Source organism: Chryseomicrobium aureum, assembly GCF_043182735.1.
Taxonomy (GTDB): Bacteria; Bacillota; Bacilli; order Bacillales_A; family Planococcaceae; genus Chryseomicrobium; species Chryseomicrobium aureum.
In genome coordinates this window covers 988,629-1,009,828 of sequence record NZ_CP171117.1, presented here as the reverse complement: position 1 = coordinate 1,009,828, position 21,200 = coordinate 988,629, and the positions used below count along the sequence as shown (strand labels likewise).

The window sequence follows — 21,200 nt, the reverse complement described above, 5'->3', positions numbered from 1 at the left end:
TGTTATGACCCGGAGTGCATCGATTGCATCACGAGCTCACTCAATTTTTGTGTTTCTATACGAATTTGTTCTATTCGTAACTGGTCTAAAATTCCACCTGATAATTCTGCGGCATCTGCTAAAGTTTCCGGATTTCCGATTGCCTCAATCACAAATGGTGCGGGAAAGGTCTCACCGTCTACTGTAATAACGGGTCCTGTACACCGAATATAACTGGTCTCGTGGATTCGCTTACCATTTACACTGATGGCCTCTGCCCCTGCAATTTTCAACTCATTGATCACCATGTAGACATGTCCCTCATGTACGATGTAGTCGTTTGGATTGACTTGATTTGGGTCATATTCCCCGTCTTGCAACTCCACCTTGTATCCAGGTCCCTTTACAGCGACTTCACCTGTAAGTAGTCGCAATGCCTCGGCAGTTTTTACAAGTTCCTCTAATGACGAGGTATTGCCACCTGCCTGTTGTTCATATTCTCGTATCTTTGTCTGTACAGCTTGGAGTTCTTCTGACAGTTCTTTATTTCGCTCTTTTTGCTGAATCAACTGCTCTCGAACTTCTTCTGTTTGGTTAAAGGTGATTGAATCCACTTGTTCAGCAGACCGTTGTTGAGAAAGACTGTAGCTAAATGCCAAAATAAAGCCGAGCGTGAGACTGACGAGAGAAAGTAAAATCTTGCCTCTATTCGTTTTCTTGTTGTTCATCGAGTTCTACTTCTTCTCCTTCCCCGCCGTAAATACTAGAATAACTTTCAAAAAATGTACCGACTTCCATATCGACAATCCCTTTTTCTCCAACAGGAATTTGTTGAAGCACAGAGGGATAAAACGATAATTTTTCAGAGAAGTCAAGGGCACTGACAATAACTGTATTGCCGTCGTTCATGTAAAGGGTTACTAGGTTAGGATCCGACGCACTTGGTGTAGAAGCAATTTCAGAAATTAAAAGGCGAGTTTGTTGCGTTAGTTTTCCTAGCTCCGAAATCAACTTTTGCTCTACCTCTTTATTGTCAAAGTTTTGTAGTGCAGGTCCAAAAAGACTTCCTGCAAATTGTGCGCTCATCTCTTCTCCGTTTTCCAGAAGTAATAGAGAATCATCAGTTTGTCGAAATGCAACGGGCTGATATTCCGATACTGTAATGACAACTTCAGACCATCTTTTACGGGAGATTTCTGCCTGTTCGATTCCAGGAGACTCTACTAAGAGGTCTTCTATGACAGACGCACGAAATGACCATAACGACTGACCGATTTCTAATGATGAGGCATCCAGTAATTGTTGCTCGTCTACTATGTATGTCCCCTCTACTGTAATTTGCTGAATCTTACTAATAGAAGATTGCAAATAGAGTACTAAGAGCAATGCCGTAAAGAAAAGAAACAGAAGAATAGAAAAGGTAAATGTCATTCTGCGTTTTCTTTTTCTTCTAAGAGCAGGTATACGATCTTCGATGTCGATTAGTTTTTCCATTCTTCCGCCTCCCTTCCTTGTATATAAAGTGTGGTAATCAGTGCTGTAATCATCCAGCATGTAACGAGTGACGAGCCGCCGTAACTGATAAAAGGTAACGTTACACCCGTAACCGGCAATAGACCGGTGACAACACCTAAATTGACAGTTGTTTGTACGATCATAAGTACCACAAGCTCCCCATACTACTCCTGATAAAATAAGTCGGATGGAAATACCAGAAAGAAAAAGCAAGGCACTACATGTCGCTACAACGAGAAATGTGGAGCCAAAATCAGGCTGCATCATAAAAAGTGCACAAGGTAGCAAAATGACTACGCCAATTTTCCAATGGGAAGTTTTCTTGTAAATAAGAGCACTTGTATAAAGTAGCGTCGTGATTTTTGTAAATTCTGCCGGTTGAAAGTAGAAACCTCCGAGTGTCACCCATCCTCGTGCCCCATTTCGGACAATTTCGAGGCCAGGAATCCATACGGTTAACGCAACAAGAATACCTAGCCTATATAAAATGGTGATCAAGTTTTTGGTGAGACGCACTCGCCTAACAGAGAAGAAAACAAAAACTGCAATACATGCAAACACACACTGCTTCACCCAAAACGGCAAGCTTGATGGATAATGGACGGCCGACCAATAGCTGCTGGCACTGGCAATGTAAAAAATGCCAAGAGTCGTTAACATCCCACTTATAAAGAAAAGTGTAGTCTTTGCTTGCTCATAGAGCACTTCGTCATCCTTTCGCTATCAGTTGGTCTACTAAATGAATAAATTCATCTCCTCGGATTTCAAAGCTCTCATACTGATCCCAGCTTGCAGAAGCCGGTGATAGCAAAACCACATCTAGCGGTGCCGACAACTCCACTGCTTTTGAAAAAGCATCTGCTAAATTCTCGAACGGATAGGCAAGAACGTCATGCATTTTCGCAAACTGTTGCAGACGCTCAGAAGTCTCTCCAAAGTGACAAATAGCCTTGATGGATGGTAGATAAGGAATCAGCTCATCAAAGGAATGGTGCCGTTCTTTTCCGCCTGCAAGAAGAATGACAGGTCGTGTAAAACCTTCTAAAGCACTTTTTGTCGCCAATGCATTCGTTGCTTTTGAATCATTGTAGAACAGGCGGTCGTTCCATTCGCCAACATATTGTGTTCTATGTTTTACTCCTGCAAATGTAGAAACAGTCGCACGAATCTGTTCGAGTGGTGCACCGACTAAAAGTGCAGCAGCAGTCGCTGCCAATACATTTTCTAGGTTATGTTTTCCTGGCAGACGAATCTCTTCTCTCTTATAAAGAGGTTCGCCTTTCCAATACACCCATTCTGCATCTGCACTAATCCCATTTGCATTTTTGGCAGATACATAAAACGGCAGGAGTGTCGTATTCAACTTTTCTGCCCGCTCTGCAAGAACTGGTTGTTCTGCGTTGTAAATCAAGATGTCTTCAGATGTCTGATTTTTAGCAACTGTCAATTTTGCGTCAATATACTCTTCCAAATCAGAATGATAATCAAGATGCGCTTCATAGATATTCGTAATAATCGCAATCGAAGGTTTTAATTTTACCGTACCCATGAGTTGAAAAGATGACAGCTCTGTTACGATAATATTATTTTTTGTAGCATCCTTAGCAACAGACGTCGCAACTGTACCAATGTTCCCTGCAACAAGCGGTTGTAGTGGGCCTTTTGCTAGCATTTCTGCAACTAAAGTTGTTGTCGTTGTTTTTCCGTTTGATCCAGTGATACCAATCATTTGTGCTTCACTAATACGATACGCAAGCTCAATTTCCGTCCAAATTGGAATTTCTCGCTTTTTTGCTTCCTGCAAGACAGGATTTGAGTAAGGAATACCAGGGTTTTTGACAATCAAAGAGAATCCTTCGTCCAATAAATTTTCAGGGTGACTACCACAAATCACTGTCATTCCCTGTTTTAATAACTGTTGTGCATGGTCGTTTTGTTCAAAAGGTTTTGCATCGTTGACTGTAACAAATGCCCCCAACTCATGAAGCATTTCAGCTGCAGCTGTCCCACTTTTGGCAAGCCCTAAAACTAGCACTTTTTGGTGACGTAATTCTTTTATATGGTTCATACAAAGACCTCCAGCATTAGGACAACAAGAGCTGCAACAAATCCAACTGTCCAGAATACATATACAACTTTTTGTTCCGACCAACCCGAAAGTTCAAAGTGATGATGGATTGGGCTCATTTTGAAAATACGCTTTCCTCTTGTTTTAAAGCTTATTACTTGCAAGATAACTGACGCCGTTTCCACTACGAAAATAATTCCGACCAGCAGAAGGAGAAGCTCAAGTTTTAGAATGATTGAAAGCATCGCTAATGCTCCACCTAGAGCTAGTGAGCCTGTGTCCCCCATAAATACTTTGGCAGGGTTTTTATTGAACAGTAAGAATCCTAAAAGTGCCCCAGTAACTGAAAACGCAAAAATTGCTGCATCGTTTTGATTGTAAAGCACTGCAAGTATTCCAAATGTCGCAAATGCAATAGAAGCTGTCCCGCTCACAAGACCATCTAGACCGTCTGACAAATTGACAGCATTAGAGAATCCTACGAGCCAAAAAACAATAAATGCTACATAAACTAGTCCAAAGTCTATAGACCAAGATGTAAATGGAATTGCAATCGATGTATCAAAAGGTCCTAACTGCAGTAAGAAATAAGCTGCAATAGAGAAAACGATTTGACCAATCAGCTTTTGAAGTGATGTCAGACCAAGGTTTCGCTTCATCACGACTTTAATAAAGTCATCAAGAAAACCAAGTACTCCAAAACCAACTAAAACTAACAATAGAACAACCGTCTGTGTTGTAAGTGTATCCGTGAAATACGATATTCCGAACGTTGTTACAACAATTGCCACAAGAAAAATCAAGCCCCCCATTGTCGGCGTTCCTGCTTTTTTCATGTGTGATTGTGGTCCTTCTTCACGGATACTTTGACCAAATTTCATTCTTCTTAAATAAGGAATAAAAATAGGGGCAAGTAGTGCTGAAATGATAAATCCTAGCGCAATGGTTAGTGTGATAAATAGTAGTGACATAGTGAAACTCCTTTAATTAATTCGTGTAGAGATGCAGGGTATAAGGCGGTTTTGATGAGCTACCTGCTTTTGGAAGTTGATCAATCACCTGATCTCCATCTCCATGCCAAATCAAGTTGAATTGGTGTAACTGTGGTGTAATTTCTTTTTTAGTTTGGCCGATCAAGTTCGGGACTTCAAGTTCTCGCATTTCATCCCACGACCGCTCTTTTTCATGGATACGTGGAGAATCTTCAGCCAGCACTTCAAACAATTCCCCTACAATCGGGGCTGCAATCGTTCCGCCAAACTGACTAGGTCCTTTAGGTCCATCAATTGCGATGTAGATCAAGTACTCAGGTTCATCAATCGGAGCAAAACCGATAAATGACACAATATAGTCCCCATCAACATACTACCCGTTTTCGACCTATACGCTTTCTGATTCAAGAATCCATACTGCCAAAATTGAATATACAGCACTTTCAACAGAATGGCTAGAAAGACCATAATTACCGCAATTGCGAGAAATTTTGTACGACCAGTAGAAATAAAATTCCCTCCTGAAGCACTATATGATTACAGGAGTAGGTTATTCCCCTTCAACCGGTTCTTCAATAGGTTCTCCTTCGACCTCTATCGGTTCACTCGTATACACTTCTTCAGGACTGCCAAGTTCAATAACTAAAGGTGTGTCAGGGTTCAACACAGTTCCCGGTGTGACACTTTGACGAATCACAAATCCACTTCCTGTCATTTCAATTGGATACCCGGTAAATTCTTTGAATACACGCACTTCACGAGAGGACCATCCTGTCATATCCGGTAAACCGCTCTCGCCTTGAGATTTCAAAAATACTTTCGTACCCGTGACAACAGGTGTTCCTTCTGTTGGGAATTGTTCAGTTACTGCACCTTCTGCACCAACTGTCACAACTTCCAAGCCTTGTGCTTGCAGTGTTGATTGAACTGTCGCAACGTCTTGGCCTGCATAATCTTCTAATTCGATGCGCTGACGTTCTACTGTTTCATCTGGTGAGATATTCATGTATTTTAATGAATTCTCTGTGACATAGTTAAAGATGTAGGAAGTCGGATCCGATCCCACTTCTGTAGCTTCAATTTTAGGTTTATGCACAGCTACATAGACGATTAATTCTGGGTCTTCGACAGGTGCCATTCCTAAAAATGAATAAAGGAACAATTGACGCCCCCATAAGTAGTTTCCATTTGAATCTGGAATTTGAGCAGTACCTGTCTTTCCAGCAGATGTGTACGAATCCAGTTTGAACTTTTGCGCAGTTCCTTTTTCACTCGTAACAGTACTCGCAAGGATGTCTTTCACTTGGTTTGCAGTAGCAGCTGAGATAGGTGACTCTTTTGAAACGGGTTCATGGTTGAGTAGTTTTTCACCTGTGTTTGGATCTACAATTTCATCAATGATATACGGTTGATACATTGTTCCTTCATTCGCTATAGCCGTCATACCTTGAATAAGCTGAAGCGGTGTGACAGTTGTACCTTGACCGTACGTTGTTGTTAGACGGTTGATCGGGTAGCGGTCACTGATAATACCTGTCGCCTCATTCGGTAGGTCAATTCCCGTCTTTTCCCCAAAACCAAACTCTTTAATGTAGTTGATGAATGTTTCATCTCCTAGTTTCTCAAGCAAATAGGCCATTGAAACGTTAGAAGAACGTTGGAAGCCTTCTAAATAAGTAATACTTCCCCACCCGACGACATTGTGATCATAAATGGTACGGTCGAGCAATTTATAGGATCCTGATTTATACCAAGCATTCGGATCCCACTTGCCTTCTTCAATGGCAGCAGCTAATGTGAAAATTTTCATCGTTGATCCGGGTTCGATCGTGTTTTCCACACTTTCATTTAACCAGTTCGTAGTGAGTCCTTCACGTGTATTAGGATCGAATGTTGGTCGTTGCGTCATCGCTAGAATTTCGCCACTATCGGCTTTGACGACAAGAGCTGTAATTTTTTCAGGTTCATATTGTTCTTGCACATCTGATACAGCTTCTTCTAGGAAGTTTTGAATCGTTCGATCATTCGTTAATTTGACGTCAGCTCCGTGCAGCGGTTCTGTAATCAATTTTTCAGATGAAGGAAGCAACATACCGCCTCGGTCTGTTTTGTACTCGACACGACCAGGCGTACCCGTCAAAATTTCATCGTAGATGCGCTCAAGTCCCATTTTTCCGACAAGACGCGTTTTGTTTTCTTCCACATCTTCTTTAATTGCAAAGCCAATTAAGTGGGATGCGAATCGCCCGTTTGTATAGAGACGCTTCAAATCTTTCTCAAAATTAATACCTGGTAAATTCAGCGCTTCAATCGCTTTCATCTCTTGGTGGGAGATATTACGTCCTTCTGCTCCAAATTCTACTTGATAGCGCTCGTTTGTAATTCCATCTTGCAAGCGTGTGGCGATTTCTTCTTTTGGTAAGTCGAGATGTTCACTCAAACGTGTCGCAGTTTCCTCAACATCCAGCACGTGGCGTGGATCATATGCGTGCGCAGTAGCCTCTTCACTAACTACCGCATACAGTTTGTATGTCAACGTATCCTCTGCTAGAACATTGCCATTCCGGTCTTGAATAGTTCCACGATGCGCTTCTAACACTTGCGCGCGACTATATTTTTCTTCCGCACGTTGTTGCAATACCTCACCATTTACTTCTCCCGTGACTTGTATGTAGATAAATCTACCTAATAATAGGAAAAAGAGCCCCCCGTATAGCAGAAATAGCAGGAAGGCTCCCCATTGAAAACGTACTTTTTTGTTCATTCACCAGACACAACCTTCACATTGTTCTCATTTAATGTTAAGCCCAGTTCCTTCGCTTTTAGCCAGATACGCTCGTAGCTTGAAAGTTCAGCGACTTGGATTTCAAGGTCAGTGTTTTCACGGTTTACTGTATCAATTTGTCGTTCCATTTGTTGAATCTGTACATCCACTGCTCGAACTTCGGTTTGTGTTTGAACAATGAAAACCATCAAGACGGCACAGACAGCAACGAATAGAGCAGCCAGCATTTTTTCCCCTTTTGAAATACGTTTGACAGGGGTTTTGTATGTATGTGGTACGGCAGGATTTTGCGGTTGGTGTTGCGGTTGGCTTTGATACTGTCGTAGCGCCATTTAATAACTCCCTTTCTCGTCAAGTTTTTCAATAATTCGTAGTTTCGCAGAGCGTGAACGATTGTTTACAGATAGTTCTTCCTCCGATGGTAAGATGGGTTTTCTCGTAATGAGCTTCATCTTCGGCTGCATCTCTTTTGGAATAACTGGAAGATTCGGTGGAAGTTCTGGAAGACTAGATGCTTCTTTAAACATTGTCTTCACTAAACGATCCTCAAGTGAATGGAATGTAATAACGGAGATACGGCCACCCGGTTTGAGTAACGTAAGGGCACTTTCTAATGACTCTTCCGCCGCTCCTAGTTCATCGTTTACTGCAATGCGAATCGCTTGAAAGATTCGTTTCGCTGGATGTCCACCTGTACGACGCGCTGCAGCTGGAATTCCGCGTTTAATTAAATCGACTAATTCAAATGTAGTTTGGACTGGTTGATTCTCACGTGCACGTTCAATTTCTCGTGCTACTTGTTTAGAAAACTTCTCTTCTCCGTAGCGGAAGAAAATTTTGACGAGCTTTTCATAAGGCCAGTCGTTGACTACGTGATAGGCAGTTAATTCACTTGTTTGATCCATGCGCATATCAAGAGGCGCATCATGGTTGTAACTGAAACCACGTTCTGGTGTGTCCAGTTGTGGCGATGAGACACCTAAGTCATAAAGGATACCATCCACTTCTGTTACGCCTAGATTTTCAAGTTCTTCTTTTAAGTTCCGGAAATTTGAATGTATGAATGTTACACGATGTATGTAGGGTGCAAGTTTTTGTTTTGCATTTTCAATTGCGGTTGTATCTTGATCGAAACAATACAAGTGACCCGCATCGGATAATTGTTGTACTAAATATTCACTGTGGCCTGCGCCACCTAATGTGCAATCTACGTATATTCCCTCTGGTCGAATCGCTAAACCATCGACTGTCTCAGTAAGTAATACGGTTGTATGGTTGAACAAACGATCCTCTCCTTCGGCTAAATGTTAAAGTCAATCATGTTTTCAGCTATTTCATTAAAGGATTCTTCTGATTCCTCTGCATAGCCGTCCCAAGCATCTTTTGCCCAAATTTCAAAGCGACTGGATACACCAAGTACGACACATTCTTTTTCCATCTTTGCGTACTCGCGAAGATTCGCAGGTAACATAATGCGCCCTTGTTTATCAATTTCGACTTCGGTAGCACCAGAAAAGAAAAAGCGAGTAAATGCGCGAGCATCTTTTTTGGTCATTGGTAGCTGTTTGAGTTTTTCTTCGAGTTTTCGCCATTCGTCCATAGGGTATCCGAACAAACAATTGTCTAGTCCGCGTGTGATGACAAAGTTGCCTTCTAAGTGATCGCGAAACTTCGCTGGCACAATCAGGCGGCCTTTTGCATCAAGCGAATGCTGATATTCTCCCATGAACATGCTACTCACCCCACTTTATGAGTTAAACATACCACAATCCCCCACTTTCCTCCACTAATTTTCAAGAAAGTAGATAAAAAAATTCAAAAGTACTAGATGACTTGATTTTGAGACACAAAAAAGCCGCCACAAGGGCGACTTCGTTAACTCATATGCACAACGTAATGCTTGCCGTCTAATTTATAAGGTACTGCCAGTAACTCATCGATCAATCCAAATCCGTACTTATTCAAATAGGCAAGTGGTGAATAAATACGCTCTTGAAGTGACCCAGTAGGTACTAACTCATTTTCAATCGCTTTATAAGCAGCAACATGAGTATCAAATCGTTGCAAATACACATCTTCGATTTGGTGCTCTAAAAATGTAAATTGTCGCTTATGAAGCGCTTTGTTCTTTTCAAGTAAAGGATCTATCTTAATAGACTCCTCATGTAGTGTAGATTGGAGCTCTTCATACTTGGCATCAAGCCACGCATTCATCTCGCGAATCGATGCCACAACTTGTTCATTTTTTTGCGCATCAATAAACGCATGCATCTGGCTCGGAAGATGACCTGCCCATGCATCTTCGACTGTCACTCCAAGATCTTGCATCTTTTTCTCGATTGAATTAGGAAGAACCGTAACACTGTAGCGCGGAGCGACAATGGGCATCTTTAAATCCATCACTTCAAATGCGTCTTTTAACAATGCCCAGTAAGCAATTTCTCCCGGACCTCCGACAAACGTATGCACAGGGAACAAGAACTGTTGCATGAGTGGACGCGTCACTACGTTGTGACTAATACATTCAGGATTCATTTCCACTTCATCAAGTAGTTGCTGTTTCGTCCAAGATTGTCCGAGTTCTTTGTTCGTAAATCCCGTTTCTGTCGCTTCAAGTAAGTAGCGATGGGCATCTTTTACATAGAACAAATGAGCATTTTCAATTCGGCACTGAATCGGGAAGCCAAACCCTTCGCTTGCTAATCTCTGTTCCGCATCGTAAACTGCACGTCTTAATTGATCATTTCGTTCAATTAACAGTTTTGTAAATGGCTTTCCTAGATGACGCATCCCTTGGTCAGAAGAATTGATAAACACTAGACCATAATTTTTAAAGAAATGCTGGAACGCCTGTAAAAAGAATTCTTTATAAGAGCCGTGTTGTTCTGAAAGCGTCACTAGAAAGTCCCACAATTCTTTTGTATACGCTGTCTCCGGCAATTCATGAAAGGCTTGACTAAGTAGACCACGCAACTCTTGAGCATCGATTTGTTTATCTGCTACCATTTCAGTTGAGAGCTGTTCAACCGCTAATGAGAGCTTTGAAACATCTCGATTTTTTTCAATGAAGAAATGATTTACCTCTAAGATGTCATGGTCTTCACCTGCCATCCAGAAAACCGGCACTACTGGTTTATTTGTTTTAGCTGTTATCTGCTTTGCTAAATCAATAGCTGTGACTGCCTTGTGAATCGAATAGAAGGGTCCAGTTAGTAAGCCCGTTTGTTGTCCTGTAATGGTGACTGCTGCACCTTCTGAAAGCAACTGTAGCGACTCTTTTTGGCTAGTACTCAATGAAACAGTTTTCATAGAGTCTTGAATCGCTTCGACGAGCATTCCTCGTCTTTCTTCTGAAAACCGCAGTTCTTGAAAACGACGCTCCCATTCCGTTTCTCCCCACGGGTATGCGAAGTAGTTCTCGACCTGATTAAATTTTGTTATATATGTAGAATAAAAATCCGATGCTTTTGGCTGCGGATGTGTGGTTACGTTCATAAGGACACCTCTTCTGAATTCAATACGTATACGAGTATAGCAAACAACTATCTTTAATTAAAACTATCCGCTTACATATTGAGAGATAGAACGAACAAGACCAATCACCCAACCTAAAAAGTACAATGTTGATAAAACTAAGAAGTAAATGCGCCAAAGTAAGCGCATGATGACTTGTGGTCCTACATCACTCTTGTTTTTCCATAAAATAGCGACAACTAGGATAGCAATAAATAAAAGAAGCAAGAGAAGATTTGTCCACGCGTTTGGGACGGATAGCCAGTCATAGACTGCAGCAACCGCAAAATATAATACGACTGTTGTCACATCTGCGGCTATTCCTAAACGTTTTCTTTTCCGGATTCGAAGTAGCCGGCCAATGAACCATGCCCCGACAAACACTATCACCGGAAAAACAATCAATATAGATAAAATCGTTTGAATGGAACTCACTCCTTTTTAGATTGAATCATGGAATAGAGGTAAGAAGTGATAGGCAAGTATGCATTTCGAGCTTCTGCTTGCTCGAGTAGCGGCAGGACAATAGCTGAAATTTCTGTCTCTCTGCCAGCCTTGATATCTCGACGCATCGAAGAAGAATTGGTAGCTGTGCGTTTGATCAATTCAAACACTTCCTCCAATTGTACATAGTCTTCTAAAGTCGGAAATGCCACCACTAGTTCATCGTAATGAGCAATGACCGCTTGTTGCAACGAATCATTTACAGCCAGTTCACCATTGGGTACATCTAACAAAGCAGTTAATGGATTGATTAACGTATTCAATACAGCTTTTCGCATTAGCACCAGGTCAATATCATCCGCCCACGATACAACTGGAGCCAATTGCTTTATGAAAGGTTCATACAGCGGATTGTCACCGACACGAATAGAACCATTGCCGGTATGCACCAACAGGTCTTCTTCAATGCCTGCCCCGTGATCAATACTTCCAAATAAGCAATAGTCTTTTCCTAATGCGGCCTCAACCTGCTTACGAATGAGTCCATTTTGTAAAAATACAATTGGCCCGGTTCTATTGTGTAAAAGCGGATAAACACTCTCTAAATGATACGTTTTTGTCGCAACAAAAACGAGGTCAACTTCATTAAGTAATGTGGTATCTTGTGTCCCCATAAATGAGACAAGTTCTACTGAACCTTCTGGAGATTGATAGAGGACAGGGAACGACTTTTCAGATCGTGAGTACACCACTACTGAGTGTCCACTATCTTCTAGCAACTTCGTGACAAGTAATCCAATCGCTCCAGCTCCCACAACTGCAATGTGCATAGACTCACCTCTTCTCTGTTAGAAAAAAGCCTACCCCTAAAGGGTAGACTATTTAAACAGGAAATACTGGATGTTTACGTGGTGGTGCAGGAATGTGTTTCGTCGCATACAGCGCTAGACGATCCACAAGCTCTTGACGCAACTCAGATGGCGGGATGATTTCATCGACAATCATCTCAGATGCCAATTTGTAAATATCAATTTCCTTTTTATATTCTGCATGTTTTTCTTGTACATATGCAAGTCTTTCTTTTGGATCTTCAATGGATTCAATCTTGTTTGAATACACTGCATTCACTGCTGCTTCTGGACCCATGACAGCAATTTGGGCTGTCGGAAGCGCTAAACAGACATCTGGTTCGAATGCAGGGCCAGCCATTGCATACAACCCAGCTCCATACGCTTTTCGGACAACTACAGAGATTTTAGGTACAGTAGCCGAACTCATTGCTGCAATCAATTTCGCCCCGTGACGAATAATGCCACCACGCTCAACTTTTGTTCCAATCATGAATCCTGGAACATCCGCTAAAAACAAGAGTGGAATATGGAACGCATCACATAACGAGATGAACTTCGCGCCTTTATCCGCTGAATCAATGAATAGCACGCCGCCTTTTACTTTCGGTTGATTCGCAATGATACCAACAGGTTTACCGTCAATGCGGGCAAGACCCGTGATCAACTCGGACGCAAACAACTTTTTAATCTCAAAGAAAGTCCCTTCATCAATCAATTGATCAATGGCTTCGTACATATCAAATGGTGCATTTTGGTTTTCTGGAATAATCTCTTCAAGCGAGCGCCCCGCTTTTGGTTTCACAGCATCTACAACCGGAGGCTGCTCCAAGAAGTTGGCTGGGAAGAACGCAAGATATGATTTGGCAAGTTCAATCGCATGTTCTTCATTGTCAGCTAACACGTCTCCGCATCCACTAACTGAACAGTGCATGCGCGCCCCACCCATTTCTTCGAGCGTTACTTTCTCCCCGATTACTTTTTCGGCCATACGTGGTGAACCTAAATACATCGATGCGTTCCCATCGACCATGATGACAATATCACAGAACGCCGGAATATATGCACCACCTGCAGCGGATGGGCCGAACAATAAACAAATCTGTGGTATAAAACCTGATAGACGCACTTGGTTGTGGAAAATACGTCCTGCACCGCGACGGTTCGGGAACATATCTAACTGATCCGTAATACGCGCACCTGCCGAATCCACCAAATAGAGAAGTGGCAAACGGTTTTTTTCTGCGACTTCTTGGATGCGAATAATCTTCTCCACAGTTCGTGAACCCCATGAACCAGCTTTGACTGTCGAATCATTCGCCATGACACACACCATTTGGCCGCCGACTTTCCCCATCGCCGTGACCACGCCATCTGCCGGAAGATCGCCTGCCTCACTATTTGCAAACTTTGCGTCTTCTTTATACTCGCCATTATCAAATAACAGCGCGAGACGATCACGAACAAACATCTTGCCCTGCTCTTTCATTTTTTCATGGTATTTTGAAGCTCCACCCGCAAAGATTGTCGACACCTTTTCTTCTAAACGCTCATTATATGGTTTTGTGACCATACCCATCTCCCCCCTTGTTGTCTTATTCGAATGTGACGAGCGTGTCCCCTTCGTTTACAAAATCCCCTTCGTTTACGTGTACTTGCGTGATTTTTCCCGATTGATCAGACTCCACAGGAATCTCCATTTTCATTGATTCAAGAACTAAAACGACGTCTCCTGTGACGACTTCTTCTCCGACTGCTTTATTTACTGTGAATACTGTTCCTGCCATTGTTGAAAGTAATGTTTTCATGATTGTTCCTCCAGTTTGTGTTTTCTATAGTGATCGATTACATTCGTTGCATAACTTCCTTGCTCGAACTCTCTAAATGTCAGGAAGTCTTTAAAGAACGACAAGTTCGATTTAACCCCTTCAACTTGGACCTGTGCAAGAGCATCTTTCGCACGCTCGATTGCTTGTTCGCGGGAATCACCTGAGATAATGATTTTCGCAATCATTGGATCGTAATAAGGTGTGACAGAGGTACCTTGCGCATAGCCCCCGTCGATTCGAATCCCCTCGCCTTGTGGAAACTCAAGTGTCTCTAATTCCCCTGGTGATGGCATGAAGCGCTCTGAATCTTCTGCGTAGAGACGAAACTCGAGCGCATGACCTGCCACTGACAAGTCATCTTGACTACGAATTGGTAACTCGTTGCCCATTACTGTTAGTAATTGCCATTCAACTAAATCCTGTCCTGTAATCAACTCTGTTATCGGATGTTCTACTTGAAGACGTGTATTCATCTCCAAGAAATAGAAGTTTTCATCTGCGTCCATAATAAATTCGACAGTTCCAGCATTTTTATAGTTCACGGCCTGCGCTGCTTTAACTGCCGCTTCATAAAGTTTTGCTTTTGTTGCGTCCGATAATGCAGGTGACGGCGCTTCTTCGATGACTTTTTGATTGCGTCGTTGCACAGAACAATTTCGTTCAAACAAGTGATAGACGTTACCTGTTGCATCTCCAAAAATTTGAACTTCGATATGACGTGCCGGCTCGACAAACTTTTCTACGAACACAGCATCGTTGCCAAAGTAGTTTTTCGCGCGTGTTTTGATGCCAGTGAATTGTTGAGCGAGCGTTTGCTCATTTTCACATTTCACCATGCCAATACCACCACCGCCGCCCGATGCTTTAAGCATGACGGGATATCCGATCGAGTTAGCATATGTCACGGCATCTTCAGCAGTCGCCAATCCTTCTTCAGTCCCAGGGACAACTGGCACCCCAGCCAGTTTCATCGTCTCCCGTGAAGCAATTTTGTCTCCCATCTTATCAATGGTCTCAGCAGAGGGACCGATGAAGCGAATTCCTGCCGCTTCAATCTCCCGAACAAATTCTGCATTTTCAGAGAGGAACCCATAGCCAGGATGAATAGCGTCTACCTGCTCTTCTTTTGCAACACGTAGTATTTCTGCTTTATTTAAATAGGATTGGTTAACAGGTGCTGGCCCTATCAGATGCGCGACTGTTGCCTGCTTGACAAAAAGCATCTCTGCGTCAGCTTCTGAATAGACAGCCACTGTTTCAATCCCCATTTTTTCGCATGTACGTATGATACGACTTGCGATTTCTCCCCGATTCGCAATAAGTATACGTTTCAAAACATTTCTCCCCTTCCCACACGTTCTAAGTCTATACGAAACATGAAAGCGATTTCAACTATGAATTGACAAATTAATTCAAATTGTCCGCACTTTTTATTTCTTACGTGCTAAAAATCGGTCTACCGCTTCGTGGTGTGCATCCAGTTCCCATAACTTTGCACACATGCGCGCCTCATCTAGCACTCGTTCATATACTTCAGGCTTACGCAACTCAGTTGTTAAAAGAGTTTTATAAGACTTTGCAACGGACGGATGCAATTGCTTCATCTGTTTTACAAAGTCAGCTACTGCGGCCCACTTGTCGCCTGAATAAACGGAAGTCGCCCACCCCAGATCTTTTAGTTCATCTGCGGGTAGTGGCTTTGCCTCTGTTGTAAATTTCAATAATTTATCGTAAGGAATGCCCTTTAGCTGAAGGAATGTCGTACCGCCCCACCCAGACGTGATAGCGAGGGTCCCTTGTACAAAGCCCGCTCGTGCATGTTGACTAACCAACCGGTAATCGCAAGCAGATGCGATCTCAGCACCGCCACCGATTGCGGTGCCGTTCACAAGCGCAATGACCGGTACAGGTTGAGTGGCTAATTTGTATAAAAGGGTCGCCATTCGTTCGTGGATTTCAAGAGCTTGTTGCTCCGTACGTAGAGAGTGGAACACAGATAAATCCCCCCCACTACAAAACGCCTTGTCCCCTTCACCCGTGACAACCCCAAACTGCACATCTTCCTGGGCGAGTTGCTCAATAAATAGAGCAAATCCGTCTACCACTTCATGATTGACGGCATTATGTATTTCAGGTCGTGTAATTTGAAACTGAACAATTCCATCTAACTTTGTGATACGAAAGCTCATGAAAAATTCCTCCCATAGAAAAAAGACTAGTAGAGAGCCATGGCCTCTCTGCTAGTCTTTATTATACGGATAACTCAGAAAGTTATCAGTATTAAGTGTGTCGCAAATACTGAATTATTTGCTTACAACTTCTTTCCCTTTGTAGTGTCCGCATGACTTACATACGCGGTGAGCCAATTTCGCTTCACCACAGTTTGGGCATGCTACCATACCAGGTACAGATAGTTTGAAATGCGTACGACGCTTTCTTTTTGCAGTTTTAGAAGTTCTTCTAAATGGTACAGCCATTGATGGCACCTCCTTACAGATCTATTCGTCTGTTTGATCAAAATACTTAGCTAATTCAGCAAGTCTTGGATCCGTTTTTTGTTCGCCAGCTTCCTTTTCCTTCAGTTCTTCTTCCGTTGCATAGCTCCAAAAGCTTCCACCCTCAGGTCTCGGCTCGTCTGCATCTTCTTTAAAAACTTGAAGAGGAATGGTTAAAAGAATCAGTTCCTCCAATACCGGGTCAACGTTGATGACTTCTCCTTCAACAGGATGGACATTATCGCTTTCCTCAGCATGCTCTGACCAATCAAACACTTCTGTTGAATCGATCGAATACGGAAACTCCACATCTTCCCATGTCCGAGAACTTGGTAAAATGAGGTGTCCTTCTAAATGAAAGTGGCAAGTTAAACTCGTTGCACCAACTGTACAACGGGCTTTTACATGTACGGGTGATACGTGCCGAATCTCAGGATTTCGCTTCATCAGTTCAGGAAGCTGAACTTCTTCGTCAATTTCCATATGACTACGACGGTATTTCGCCAATTGATGAATTGTCCATTTCATACGTTTATCACCTCAAGACAACAAAGTTGATTATATAACGTGCAGAAATAGATGTCAAGATAATTTCTTGTCACCTGTTTTCCCTGCGCGTATACTGTTACTAGTATACGAAGGAGCGATGAAAATTGAAAGCAACAGGGGTCGTTGTAGAACATAATCCTTTTCATAATGGACATGCTTATCATGTTCAACAAGCTAGAAAAGTTACAGGCGCAGACATTGTTATTGCAGTAATGTCCGGCAACTTCTTGCAAAGGGGTGAGCCTGCTCTAGTCGATAAATGGACGCGAGCAAAAATGTCACTATCTAGTGGTGTCGATATTGTCGTCGAGTTGCCATACCGGTTTGCTACCGCATCTGCAACGGAGTTCGCACAAGGAGCCATTCATCTGGCCAATGAATTAAAATGTGACTCCTTTGTATTCGGAAGTGAGCACGGAGAAATTGAAGATTTTATCACGACATATCATCTAATTGCTACCAATCGAGAGTACTATAATTCACAAATTAAGCATTCCCTCTCCCAAGGAAAAAGTTATCCTATGGCGTTACAAGATGCTTTTCAAAGCTTACATCCTCATTCAGAAACGTCTGTTGACTTAGCGCAACCTAACAATATTCTCGGCTATCATTACGTAGAAGCCGCACAAGGAAAACCGATTCAACCTGTCACTATTCAGCGTATCGGGGCTGGGTATCATGATTTTATCGAAGAAGGCCAAACAATAGCGAGTGCGACTGGTATTCGCCATTCGTTGTTTAAGACGATGAGTATTCCAGGCGATCACGTACCAGCAGCTACCTACCGATTATTGAATGAATGGTATAACACCTACCAACAATTTGCGAGTTGGGAACAATTTTGGCCGACATTACGCTATGCCATCCTTTCAAAAACACCCGATCAATTAAGAGAGCATGCTGAAGTGACAGAGGGTATAGAATTTGCAATTCATAAACATGCGAAGACAGCCACAAGTTATCAGGAGTTTATGCAGTTGTTAAAATCAAAGCGCTATACATGGACTCGACTCCAACGTATGATGACCCATATTTATACAGGATTTCTGGAATCACAACGCACGAAAGAGATGCCAGACGCTGTTCGACTCCTCGGCATGACATCAGCTGGACAGGCGTACCTGAATCACCGCAAAAAAGACTTTGAGCTGCCGCTCGTCTCTCGTCTAGCCAGTAGCGATTCACTTTTCCTTGCCCACGATACCCGATCTTCGGATGTCTATTACTTAGGGTACTCATCTAAACAGCTTCATAAAAAAGTAGGTCAAGAATATAAAAAGCTGCCCCTTAGGATTTAGGGGGCAGCTTTTCTAAGTAATCAAGTGCGTCGTCGATTGTTTTGACAGGCACAATTTCAATATCTAAACCTAGTTCTTCTTTTGTTTCTATGGCGGCTTGATAATTACTCAATAGGTTTGGGTTCGTTGCAAGAAGGTCTTCTGAAATCTCATCATCTGGTGCAAACATAAAATCGACACCTTCTTCAGCTGCCGCTACGACTTTTAAATCCACTCCACCGATGCGACCCACTCGGCCGTCAGCCAGAATCTCACCAGTCCCTGCGATGCTATACCCTTTTGTTAAGTCGCCTTCAAGTAATTGATTCATGATTTCTAACGTGAACATTAATCCCGCAGATGGCCCCCCAATTTCGTCAGATTGGAATGACACTTCACGCTCTGTCGTAATCTCTTGATCTTGCTGATAGGAAATTCCAACAGCCGGACGGTCTGGAATCTCTGGGATGCTTCCTAAAGTAATTTCAACATCTCGTTTCTCTCCGTCACGATCAATTGATAATTGAATCGTATCGCCGACTTCTTTTGTTAAAATAAATTCTTGAAGCGCTTGTTCACTCACATCCGCGTTCCCGTCAATCGCTTGGATCCGGTCTCCAGGACGAAGCGTACCGTCTGCTGGACTTCCTTTGACAACTGAATAGATGAATAATCCATTGTTTATCAATTCATATGGTTCGTCAGTTTTGTCATATGCTACTTGTATAGCATTGAGTTGTGAATTCGACATCAGTTTTAACTGACGCACTTCGTAGGCTTCATCATCTTCATCTTCTCGCCGAATTTGATTAGCTTTCATTAAATGGTCTGGATCTTTCAATGACTGATAAATATAAGTAGCGGGCGTTGCTTTAGATAAAGCGATTGTCAATAGACGTAATTCACCCGTATCTCCCGCATCTTTATTTTCTACTTTTACAATTGGAGACAGTTCGTATGCGCCACCGGGTTTTGAAATATAATAATCCAGCGGATAAAACAAAATTAGTAAGGCTAGTACAATTCCAATTGGACCTGCCCATCTTTTCATCTCTTTTCCCCCTCTAGCAACTTGAGTAAGGAGCGAAGCCCATTCACCACATTGTGCAGGTCAGTTGCCTTACACTGATGTTTCTTGGTCTACTGTTCCCTTCTGCATTCTTTGATGGCGCCTCTAAAGGCGTTACTCTTTTTTAACTGTACTCATTCCTTATCTACTACCTTTTCTAACATTGTCTAAACTTTTTATGCACATCACCTTGAAAATAAAGAAAAAGCTTTCGCTGTTTTGTTTGTAGGTTTAGAAAGTTTAGGTGATCGAACAATCGGCTTTCAACTTCTTCTGCTCATCCATGGTATTAATTTGAGTATAGTGGGTTTATGGATGCTTCGCAAAACATCTACAACTTCTCCTGTTGCTAAGCGTTCGGCTGTCCCAGCTCCATTTTTTCAATCAATAGCTGAGACATTAACCATTAGTGCTGTGTCCGTCATTGTCAGTAGTTCAGCTGCTGAAGTAGTCATTCATACTTTTGTCTTGCCAGATACTATGCCCACTCTTCTTTATGGTTTACTTGAACTATCTGCTGGTATTGAGCTAGCATCGGTTACTGGCGCTACATTGCCTTATTATGGATTAGTTCTTGGTTTTACTGGAATGAGTATTCACTTGCAGAACTTGCTGATACTTAGAGGTTCTGGGATATCATTTTCCCCTTACTTTATAGCCAGAATTTATACGATGATTGTTTTAGTGAGTGCTCTTTATTTTTTGACGTAAAAAAGAAGCACTAGGCTTCCGAATTCGTAAATTTTTCGCGCAGTGCTTTTTCAACAGGTGCAGGGACGAATTCATGGAGCTGTGCTTCATATTTGGCAACTTCTTTTACAATACTAGAACTCAAGAAGGAATATTCATTTTTAGTCATGATGAACAATGTCTCCACTTGATCGTTTAACTTTCGGTTCATTGACGTGATCTGCATCTCATATTCGAAATCCGATACAGCGCGTAATCCGCGTATAATAGCTTGTGCATTTTCTTGTTTCGCATAATCTACTAATAAACCTGAAAAGGTGTCCGCTTCGACATTCCCAAGATGTGCTGTAGATTGTTCAATCAGGTTCATACGCTCTTCTACAGTAAATAGTGGGTTTTTCGATGAATTATTTAAAACGACTACTTTGATTTTGTCAAAAATCACCGATGCTCGCGTGATGATGTCTAAATGACCATTGGTGATAGGATCAAACGAACCTGGAACTACTGCAATTTTCATTGTGTCGAACTCCTTTTATGTTCAAAGAATGAGATGCTTAAACTTCCATATTGTTCTTTACGATAACAACTAGCAGACGGAATGAAATCTTCTACGTTTACTTCTTTTGCATGTTCACAAATAATGAGACCATCTTCTTTCAACAACCCCATCTCTATGATTGTTTCTGCCAAACTATACAACTTGATTTGCGCATAAGGAGGATCAAGAAAAATTAAATCAAATGCAACTCCTCGTACTTGCAAATCCTCTAAAACTCGCCGTGCGTCACCTTTCATAATCTCAGCTTGTTCAGTAAAGCGTGCTTTTTCTACGTTTTCTTGAAGAACTTTTACGGCTTTCCCGTTTTTTTCAACGAAGACTGCATAGTTTGCACCTCTACTAAGTGCTTCTAAACCAAGAGAACCCGATCCAGCAAATAAGTCGAGAACAAATTCTCCTTCAAAATAAGGTCCAAGAATATTAAATAAAGATTCTTTTACTTTATCTGTTGTAGGGCGTGTCGCATCCCCTGGTACTGCTTTTAATGGTATACTTTTGCGACTTCCGGAAACGATACGCATCGTGTTTCCCCTTTCCAAGTTGTGCGATATTTAGTAAATTAACATAAGAACTGTACCAAGAAAG

General features: G+C 42.1%; 23 protein-coding genes and 2 pseudogenes. 2 read left to right on the top strand and 23 right to left on the bottom strand.

Annotation, left to right across the window (positions count from 1 at the left end; genetic code table 11):
• Nucleotides 1-2: 2 nt before the first annotated feature.
• From ACF3OH_RS05435 to ACF3OH_RS05340, 20 genes and pseudogenes are all read right to left on the bottom strand, one after another.
• Nucleotides 3-707: a DUF881 domain-containing protein gene (locus tag ACF3OH_RS05435; protein ID WP_392456156.1), complete on the bottom strand. Its 705-nt coding sequence runs from the start codon at nt 705-707 to the stop codon at nt 3-5.
• Nucleotides 685-1,473 carry a cell division protein FtsQ/DivIB gene (locus ACF3OH_RS05430; protein WP_392456710.1) on the bottom strand — a complete coding sequence of 263 codons (789 nt, stop codon included), beginning with the start codon at nt 1,471-1,473 and terminating at the stop codon, nt 685-687. The genes ACF3OH_RS05435 and ACF3OH_RS05430 overlap by 23 nt, the downstream gene beginning before the upstream one ends.
• Nucleotides 1,461-1,637, bottom strand: coding sequence for an FtsW/RodA/SpoVE family cell cycle protein (locus ACF3OH_RS05425; protein ID WP_239584743.1), 177 nt, complete (start codon nt 1,635-1,637; stop codon nt 1,461-1,463). The genes ACF3OH_RS05430 and ACF3OH_RS05425 overlap by 13 nt, the downstream gene beginning before the upstream one ends.
• 31 nt (nt 1,638-1,668) lie before the next feature.
• Nucleotides 1,669-2,199: pseudogene (locus tag ACF3OH_RS05420) on the bottom strand (FtsW/RodA/SpoVE family cell cycle protein); the annotation flags it as partial.
• 4 nt (nt 2,200-2,203) lie between these two features.
• Nucleotides 2,204-3,562 (bottom strand): UDP-N-acetylmuramoyl-L-alanine--D-glutamate ligase, encoded by a 1,359-nt coding sequence (murD, locus tag ACF3OH_RS05415; protein WP_392456153.1) that lies wholly within the window; start codon nt 3,560-3,562, stop codon nt 2,204-2,206.
• Nucleotides 3,559-4,533 carry a phospho-N-acetylmuramoyl-pentapeptide-transferase gene (gene mraY / locus ACF3OH_RS05410; RefSeq protein ID WP_392456152.1) on the bottom strand — a complete coding sequence of 325 codons (975 nt, stop codon included), beginning with the start codon at nt 4,531-4,533 and terminating at the stop codon, nt 3,559-3,561. The genes murD and mraY overlap by 4 nt, the downstream gene beginning before the upstream one ends.
• A gap of 16 nt (nt 4,534-4,549) precedes the next feature.
• Nucleotides 4,550-4,912: pseudogene (locus ACF3OH_RS05405) on the bottom strand (penicillin-binding transpeptidase domain-containing protein); the annotation flags it as partial.
• A 192-nt stretch (nt 4,913-5,104) separates the two neighbouring features.
• Nucleotides 5,105-7,318 carry a penicillin-binding protein gene (locus ACF3OH_RS05400; protein WP_204588974.1) on the bottom strand — a complete coding sequence of 738 codons (2,214 nt, stop codon included), beginning with the start codon at nt 7,316-7,318 and terminating at the stop codon, nt 5,105-5,107.
• Entirely contained in the window at nt 7,315-7,671 is a 357-nt protein-coding gene (ftsL, locus tag ACF3OH_RS05395) for a cell division protein FtsL (protein WP_204588973.1), read from the bottom strand. Before ftsL ends, ACF3OH_RS05400 begins: the two co-directional genes overlap by 4 nt.
• On the bottom strand, nt 7,672-8,622 hold the full coding sequence (gene rsmH / locus ACF3OH_RS05390; RefSeq protein WP_392456149.1) for a 16S rRNA (cytosine(1402)-N(4))-methyltransferase RsmH: 951 nt from the start codon (nt 8,620-8,622) through the stop codon (nt 7,672-7,674). It abuts the gene before it with no gap.
• 17 nt (nt 8,623-8,639) lie between these two features.
• Entirely contained in the window at nt 8,640-9,071 is a 432-nt protein-coding gene (gene mraZ / locus ACF3OH_RS05385; RefSeq protein ID WP_204588971.1) for a division/cell wall cluster transcriptional repressor MraZ, read from the bottom strand.
• Nucleotides 9,072-9,214: 143 nt separating this feature from the next.
• Complete coding sequence (gene bshC, locus ACF3OH_RS05380; RefSeq protein ID WP_392456146.1) at nt 9,215-10,834, bottom strand: bacillithiol biosynthesis cysteine-adding enzyme BshC; 1,620 nt, start codon at nt 10,832-10,834, stop codon at nt 9,215-9,217.
• Between the two features lie 63 nt (nt 10,835-10,897).
• Nucleotides 10,898-11,287: a DUF3397 family protein gene (locus ACF3OH_RS05375; RefSeq protein WP_204588969.1), complete on the bottom strand. Its 390-nt coding sequence runs from the start codon at nt 11,285-11,287 to the stop codon at nt 10,898-10,900.
• Nucleotides 11,284-12,126, bottom strand: coding sequence for a ketopantoate reductase family protein (locus ACF3OH_RS05370; protein ID WP_392456142.1), 843 nt, complete (start codon nt 12,124-12,126; stop codon nt 11,284-11,286). Before ACF3OH_RS05370 ends, ACF3OH_RS05375 begins: the two co-directional genes overlap by 4 nt.
• A 52-nt stretch (nt 12,127-12,178) precedes the next feature.
• On the bottom strand, nt 12,179-13,717 hold the full coding sequence (locus ACF3OH_RS05365) for an acyl-CoA carboxylase subunit beta (RefSeq protein WP_204588967.1): 1,539 nt from the start codon (nt 13,715-13,717) through the stop codon (nt 12,179-12,181).
• A 22-nt stretch (nt 13,718-13,739) separates the two neighbouring features.
• Complete coding sequence (locus tag ACF3OH_RS05360; RefSeq protein WP_204588966.1) at nt 13,740-13,952, bottom strand: acetyl-CoA carboxylase biotin carboxyl carrier protein subunit; 213 nt, start codon at nt 13,950-13,952, stop codon at nt 13,740-13,742.
• Nucleotides 13,949-15,307, bottom strand: coding sequence for an acetyl/propionyl/methylcrotonyl-CoA carboxylase subunit alpha (locus tag ACF3OH_RS05355; RefSeq protein WP_392456140.1), 1,359 nt, complete (start codon nt 15,305-15,307; stop codon nt 13,949-13,951). The genes ACF3OH_RS05360 and ACF3OH_RS05355 overlap by 4 nt, the downstream gene beginning before the upstream one ends.
• 96 nt (nt 15,308-15,403) lie before the next feature.
• The gene (locus tag ACF3OH_RS05350) at nt 15,404-16,162 is read right to left on the bottom strand and encodes an enoyl-CoA hydratase/isomerase family protein (RefSeq protein WP_204588964.1); all 759 of its coding nucleotides are present in this window, start codon (nt 16,160-16,162) and stop codon (nt 15,404-15,406) included.
• Nucleotides 16,163-16,276: 114 nt separating this feature from the next.
• Nucleotides 16,277-16,450 carry a 50S ribosomal protein L32 gene (rpmF, locus tag ACF3OH_RS05345; protein WP_094941571.1) on the bottom strand — a complete coding sequence of 58 codons (174 nt, stop codon included), beginning with the start codon at nt 16,448-16,450 and terminating at the stop codon, nt 16,277-16,279.
• Nucleotides 16,451-16,471: 21 nt separating this feature from the next.
• A complete protein-coding gene (locus tag ACF3OH_RS05340) occupies nt 16,472-16,996 on the bottom strand; it encodes a DUF177 domain-containing protein (RefSeq protein WP_204588963.1) in 525 nt (174 codons plus the stop codon).
• A 125-nt stretch (nt 16,997-17,121) separates the two neighbouring features.
• On the opposite strand from ACF3OH_RS05340, the gene ACF3OH_RS05335 reads away from it, so the two are divergent.
• A complete protein-coding gene (locus ACF3OH_RS05335; protein ID WP_392456136.1) occupies nt 17,122-18,315 on the top strand; it encodes a nucleotidyltransferase in 1,194 nt (397 codons plus the stop codon).
• Here the strand turns inward: ACF3OH_RS05335 and ACF3OH_RS05330 are convergent.
• Nucleotides 18,305-19,345: a SepM family pheromone-processing serine protease gene (locus ACF3OH_RS05330; protein WP_392456133.1), complete on the bottom strand. Its 1,041-nt coding sequence runs from the start codon at nt 19,343-19,345 to the stop codon at nt 18,305-18,307. The two genes, ACF3OH_RS05335 and ACF3OH_RS05330, sit on opposite strands and share 11 nt — an antisense overlap.
• 333 nt (nt 19,346-19,678) lie before the next feature.
• Between ACF3OH_RS05330 and ACF3OH_RS05325 the strand changes: the two genes are divergently transcribed.
• Nucleotides 19,679-20,074 (top strand): hypothetical protein, encoded by a 396-nt coding sequence (locus ACF3OH_RS05325; RefSeq protein WP_392456131.1) that lies wholly within the window; start codon nt 19,679-19,681, stop codon nt 20,072-20,074.
• A gap of 10 nt (nt 20,075-20,084) precedes the next feature.
• Here ACF3OH_RS05325 and coaD read toward each other — a convergent pair whose 3' ends face one another.
• Nucleotides 20,085-20,573, bottom strand: coding sequence for a pantetheine-phosphate adenylyltransferase (coaD, locus tag ACF3OH_RS05320; protein ID WP_204588959.1), 489 nt, complete (start codon nt 20,571-20,573; stop codon nt 20,085-20,087).
• Nucleotides 20,570-21,136 (bottom strand): 16S rRNA (guanine(966)-N(2))-methyltransferase RsmD, encoded by a 567-nt coding sequence (gene rsmD, locus ACF3OH_RS05315; protein WP_392456127.1) that lies wholly within the window; start codon nt 21,134-21,136, stop codon nt 20,570-20,572. The genes coaD and rsmD overlap by 4 nt, the downstream gene beginning before the upstream one ends.
• Nucleotides 21,137-21,200: the final 64 nt, after the last annotated feature.

Bases quoted from the DNA above. Each gene is read 5' to 3' on its own strand.
- ACF3OH_RS05330 (WP_392456133.1), bottom strand. From the start codon at position 19,345: ATGAAAAGATGGGCAGGTCCAATTGGAATTGTACTAGCCTTACTAATT.
- ACF3OH_RS05325 (WP_392456131.1), top strand. From the start codon at position 19,679: ATGCTTCGCAAAACATCTACAACTTCTCCTGTTGCTAAGCGTTCGGCT.
- mraZ (WP_204588971.1), bottom strand. From the start codon at position 9,071: ATGTTCATGGGAGAATATCAGCATTCGCTTGATGCAAAAGGCCGCCTG.
- ACF3OH_RS05350 (WP_204588964.1), bottom strand. From the start codon at position 16,162: ATGAGCTTTCGTATCACAAAGTTAGATGGAATTGTTCAGTTTCAAATT.
- mraY (WP_392456152.1), bottom strand. From the start codon at position 4,533: ATGTCACTACTATTTATCACACTAACCATTGCGCTAGGATTTATCATT.
- ACF3OH_RS05425 (WP_239584743.1), bottom strand. From the start codon at position 1,637: ATGATCGTACAAACAACTGTCAATTTAGGTGTTGTCACCGGTCTATTG.
- bshC (WP_392456146.1), bottom strand. From the start codon at position 10,834: ATGAACGTAACCACACATCCGCAGCCAAAAGCATCGGATTTTTATTCT.
- rsmD (WP_392456127.1), bottom strand. From the start codon at position 21,136: ATGCGTATCGTTTCCGGAAGTCGCAAAAGTATACCATTAAAAGCAGTA.
- coaD (WP_204588959.1), bottom strand. From the start codon at position 20,573: ATGAAAATTGCAGTAGTTCCAGGTTCGTTTGATCCTATCACCAATGGT.
- ACF3OH_RS05370 (WP_392456142.1), bottom strand. From the start codon at position 12,126: ATGCACATTGCAGTTGTGGGAGCTGGAGCGATTGGATTACTTGTCACG.
- ACF3OH_RS05430 (WP_392456710.1), bottom strand. From the start codon at position 1,473: ATGGAAAAACTAATCGACATCGAAGATCGTATACCTGCTCTTAGAAGA.
- ACF3OH_RS05340 (WP_204588963.1), bottom strand. From the start codon at position 16,996: ATGAAATGGACAATTCATCAATTGGCGAAATACCGTCGTAGTCATATG.
- ACF3OH_RS05435 (WP_392456156.1), bottom strand. From the start codon at position 707: ATGAACAACAAGAAAACGAATAGAGGCAAGATTTTACTTTCTCTCGTC.
- ACF3OH_RS05400 (WP_204588974.1), bottom strand. From the start codon at position 7,318: ATGAACAAAAAAGTACGTTTTCAATGGGGAGCCTTCCTGCTATTTCTG.
- rpmF (WP_094941571.1), bottom strand. From the start codon at position 16,450: ATGGCTGTACCATTTAGAAGAACTTCTAAAACTGCAAAAAGAAAGCGT.
- ACF3OH_RS05365 (WP_204588967.1), bottom strand. From the start codon at position 13,717: ATGGTCACAAAACCATATAATGAGCGTTTAGAAGAAAAGGTGTCGACA.
- murD (WP_392456153.1), bottom strand. From the start codon at position 3,562: ATGAACCATATAAAAGAATTACGTCACCAAAAAGTGCTAGTTTTAGGG.
- ftsL (WP_204588973.1), bottom strand. From the start codon at position 7,671: ATGGCGCTACGACAGTATCAAAGCCAACCGCAACACCAACCGCAAAAT.
- ACF3OH_RS05360 (WP_204588966.1), bottom strand. From the start codon at position 13,952: ATGAAAACATTACTTTCAACAATGGCAGGAACAGTATTCACAGTAAAT.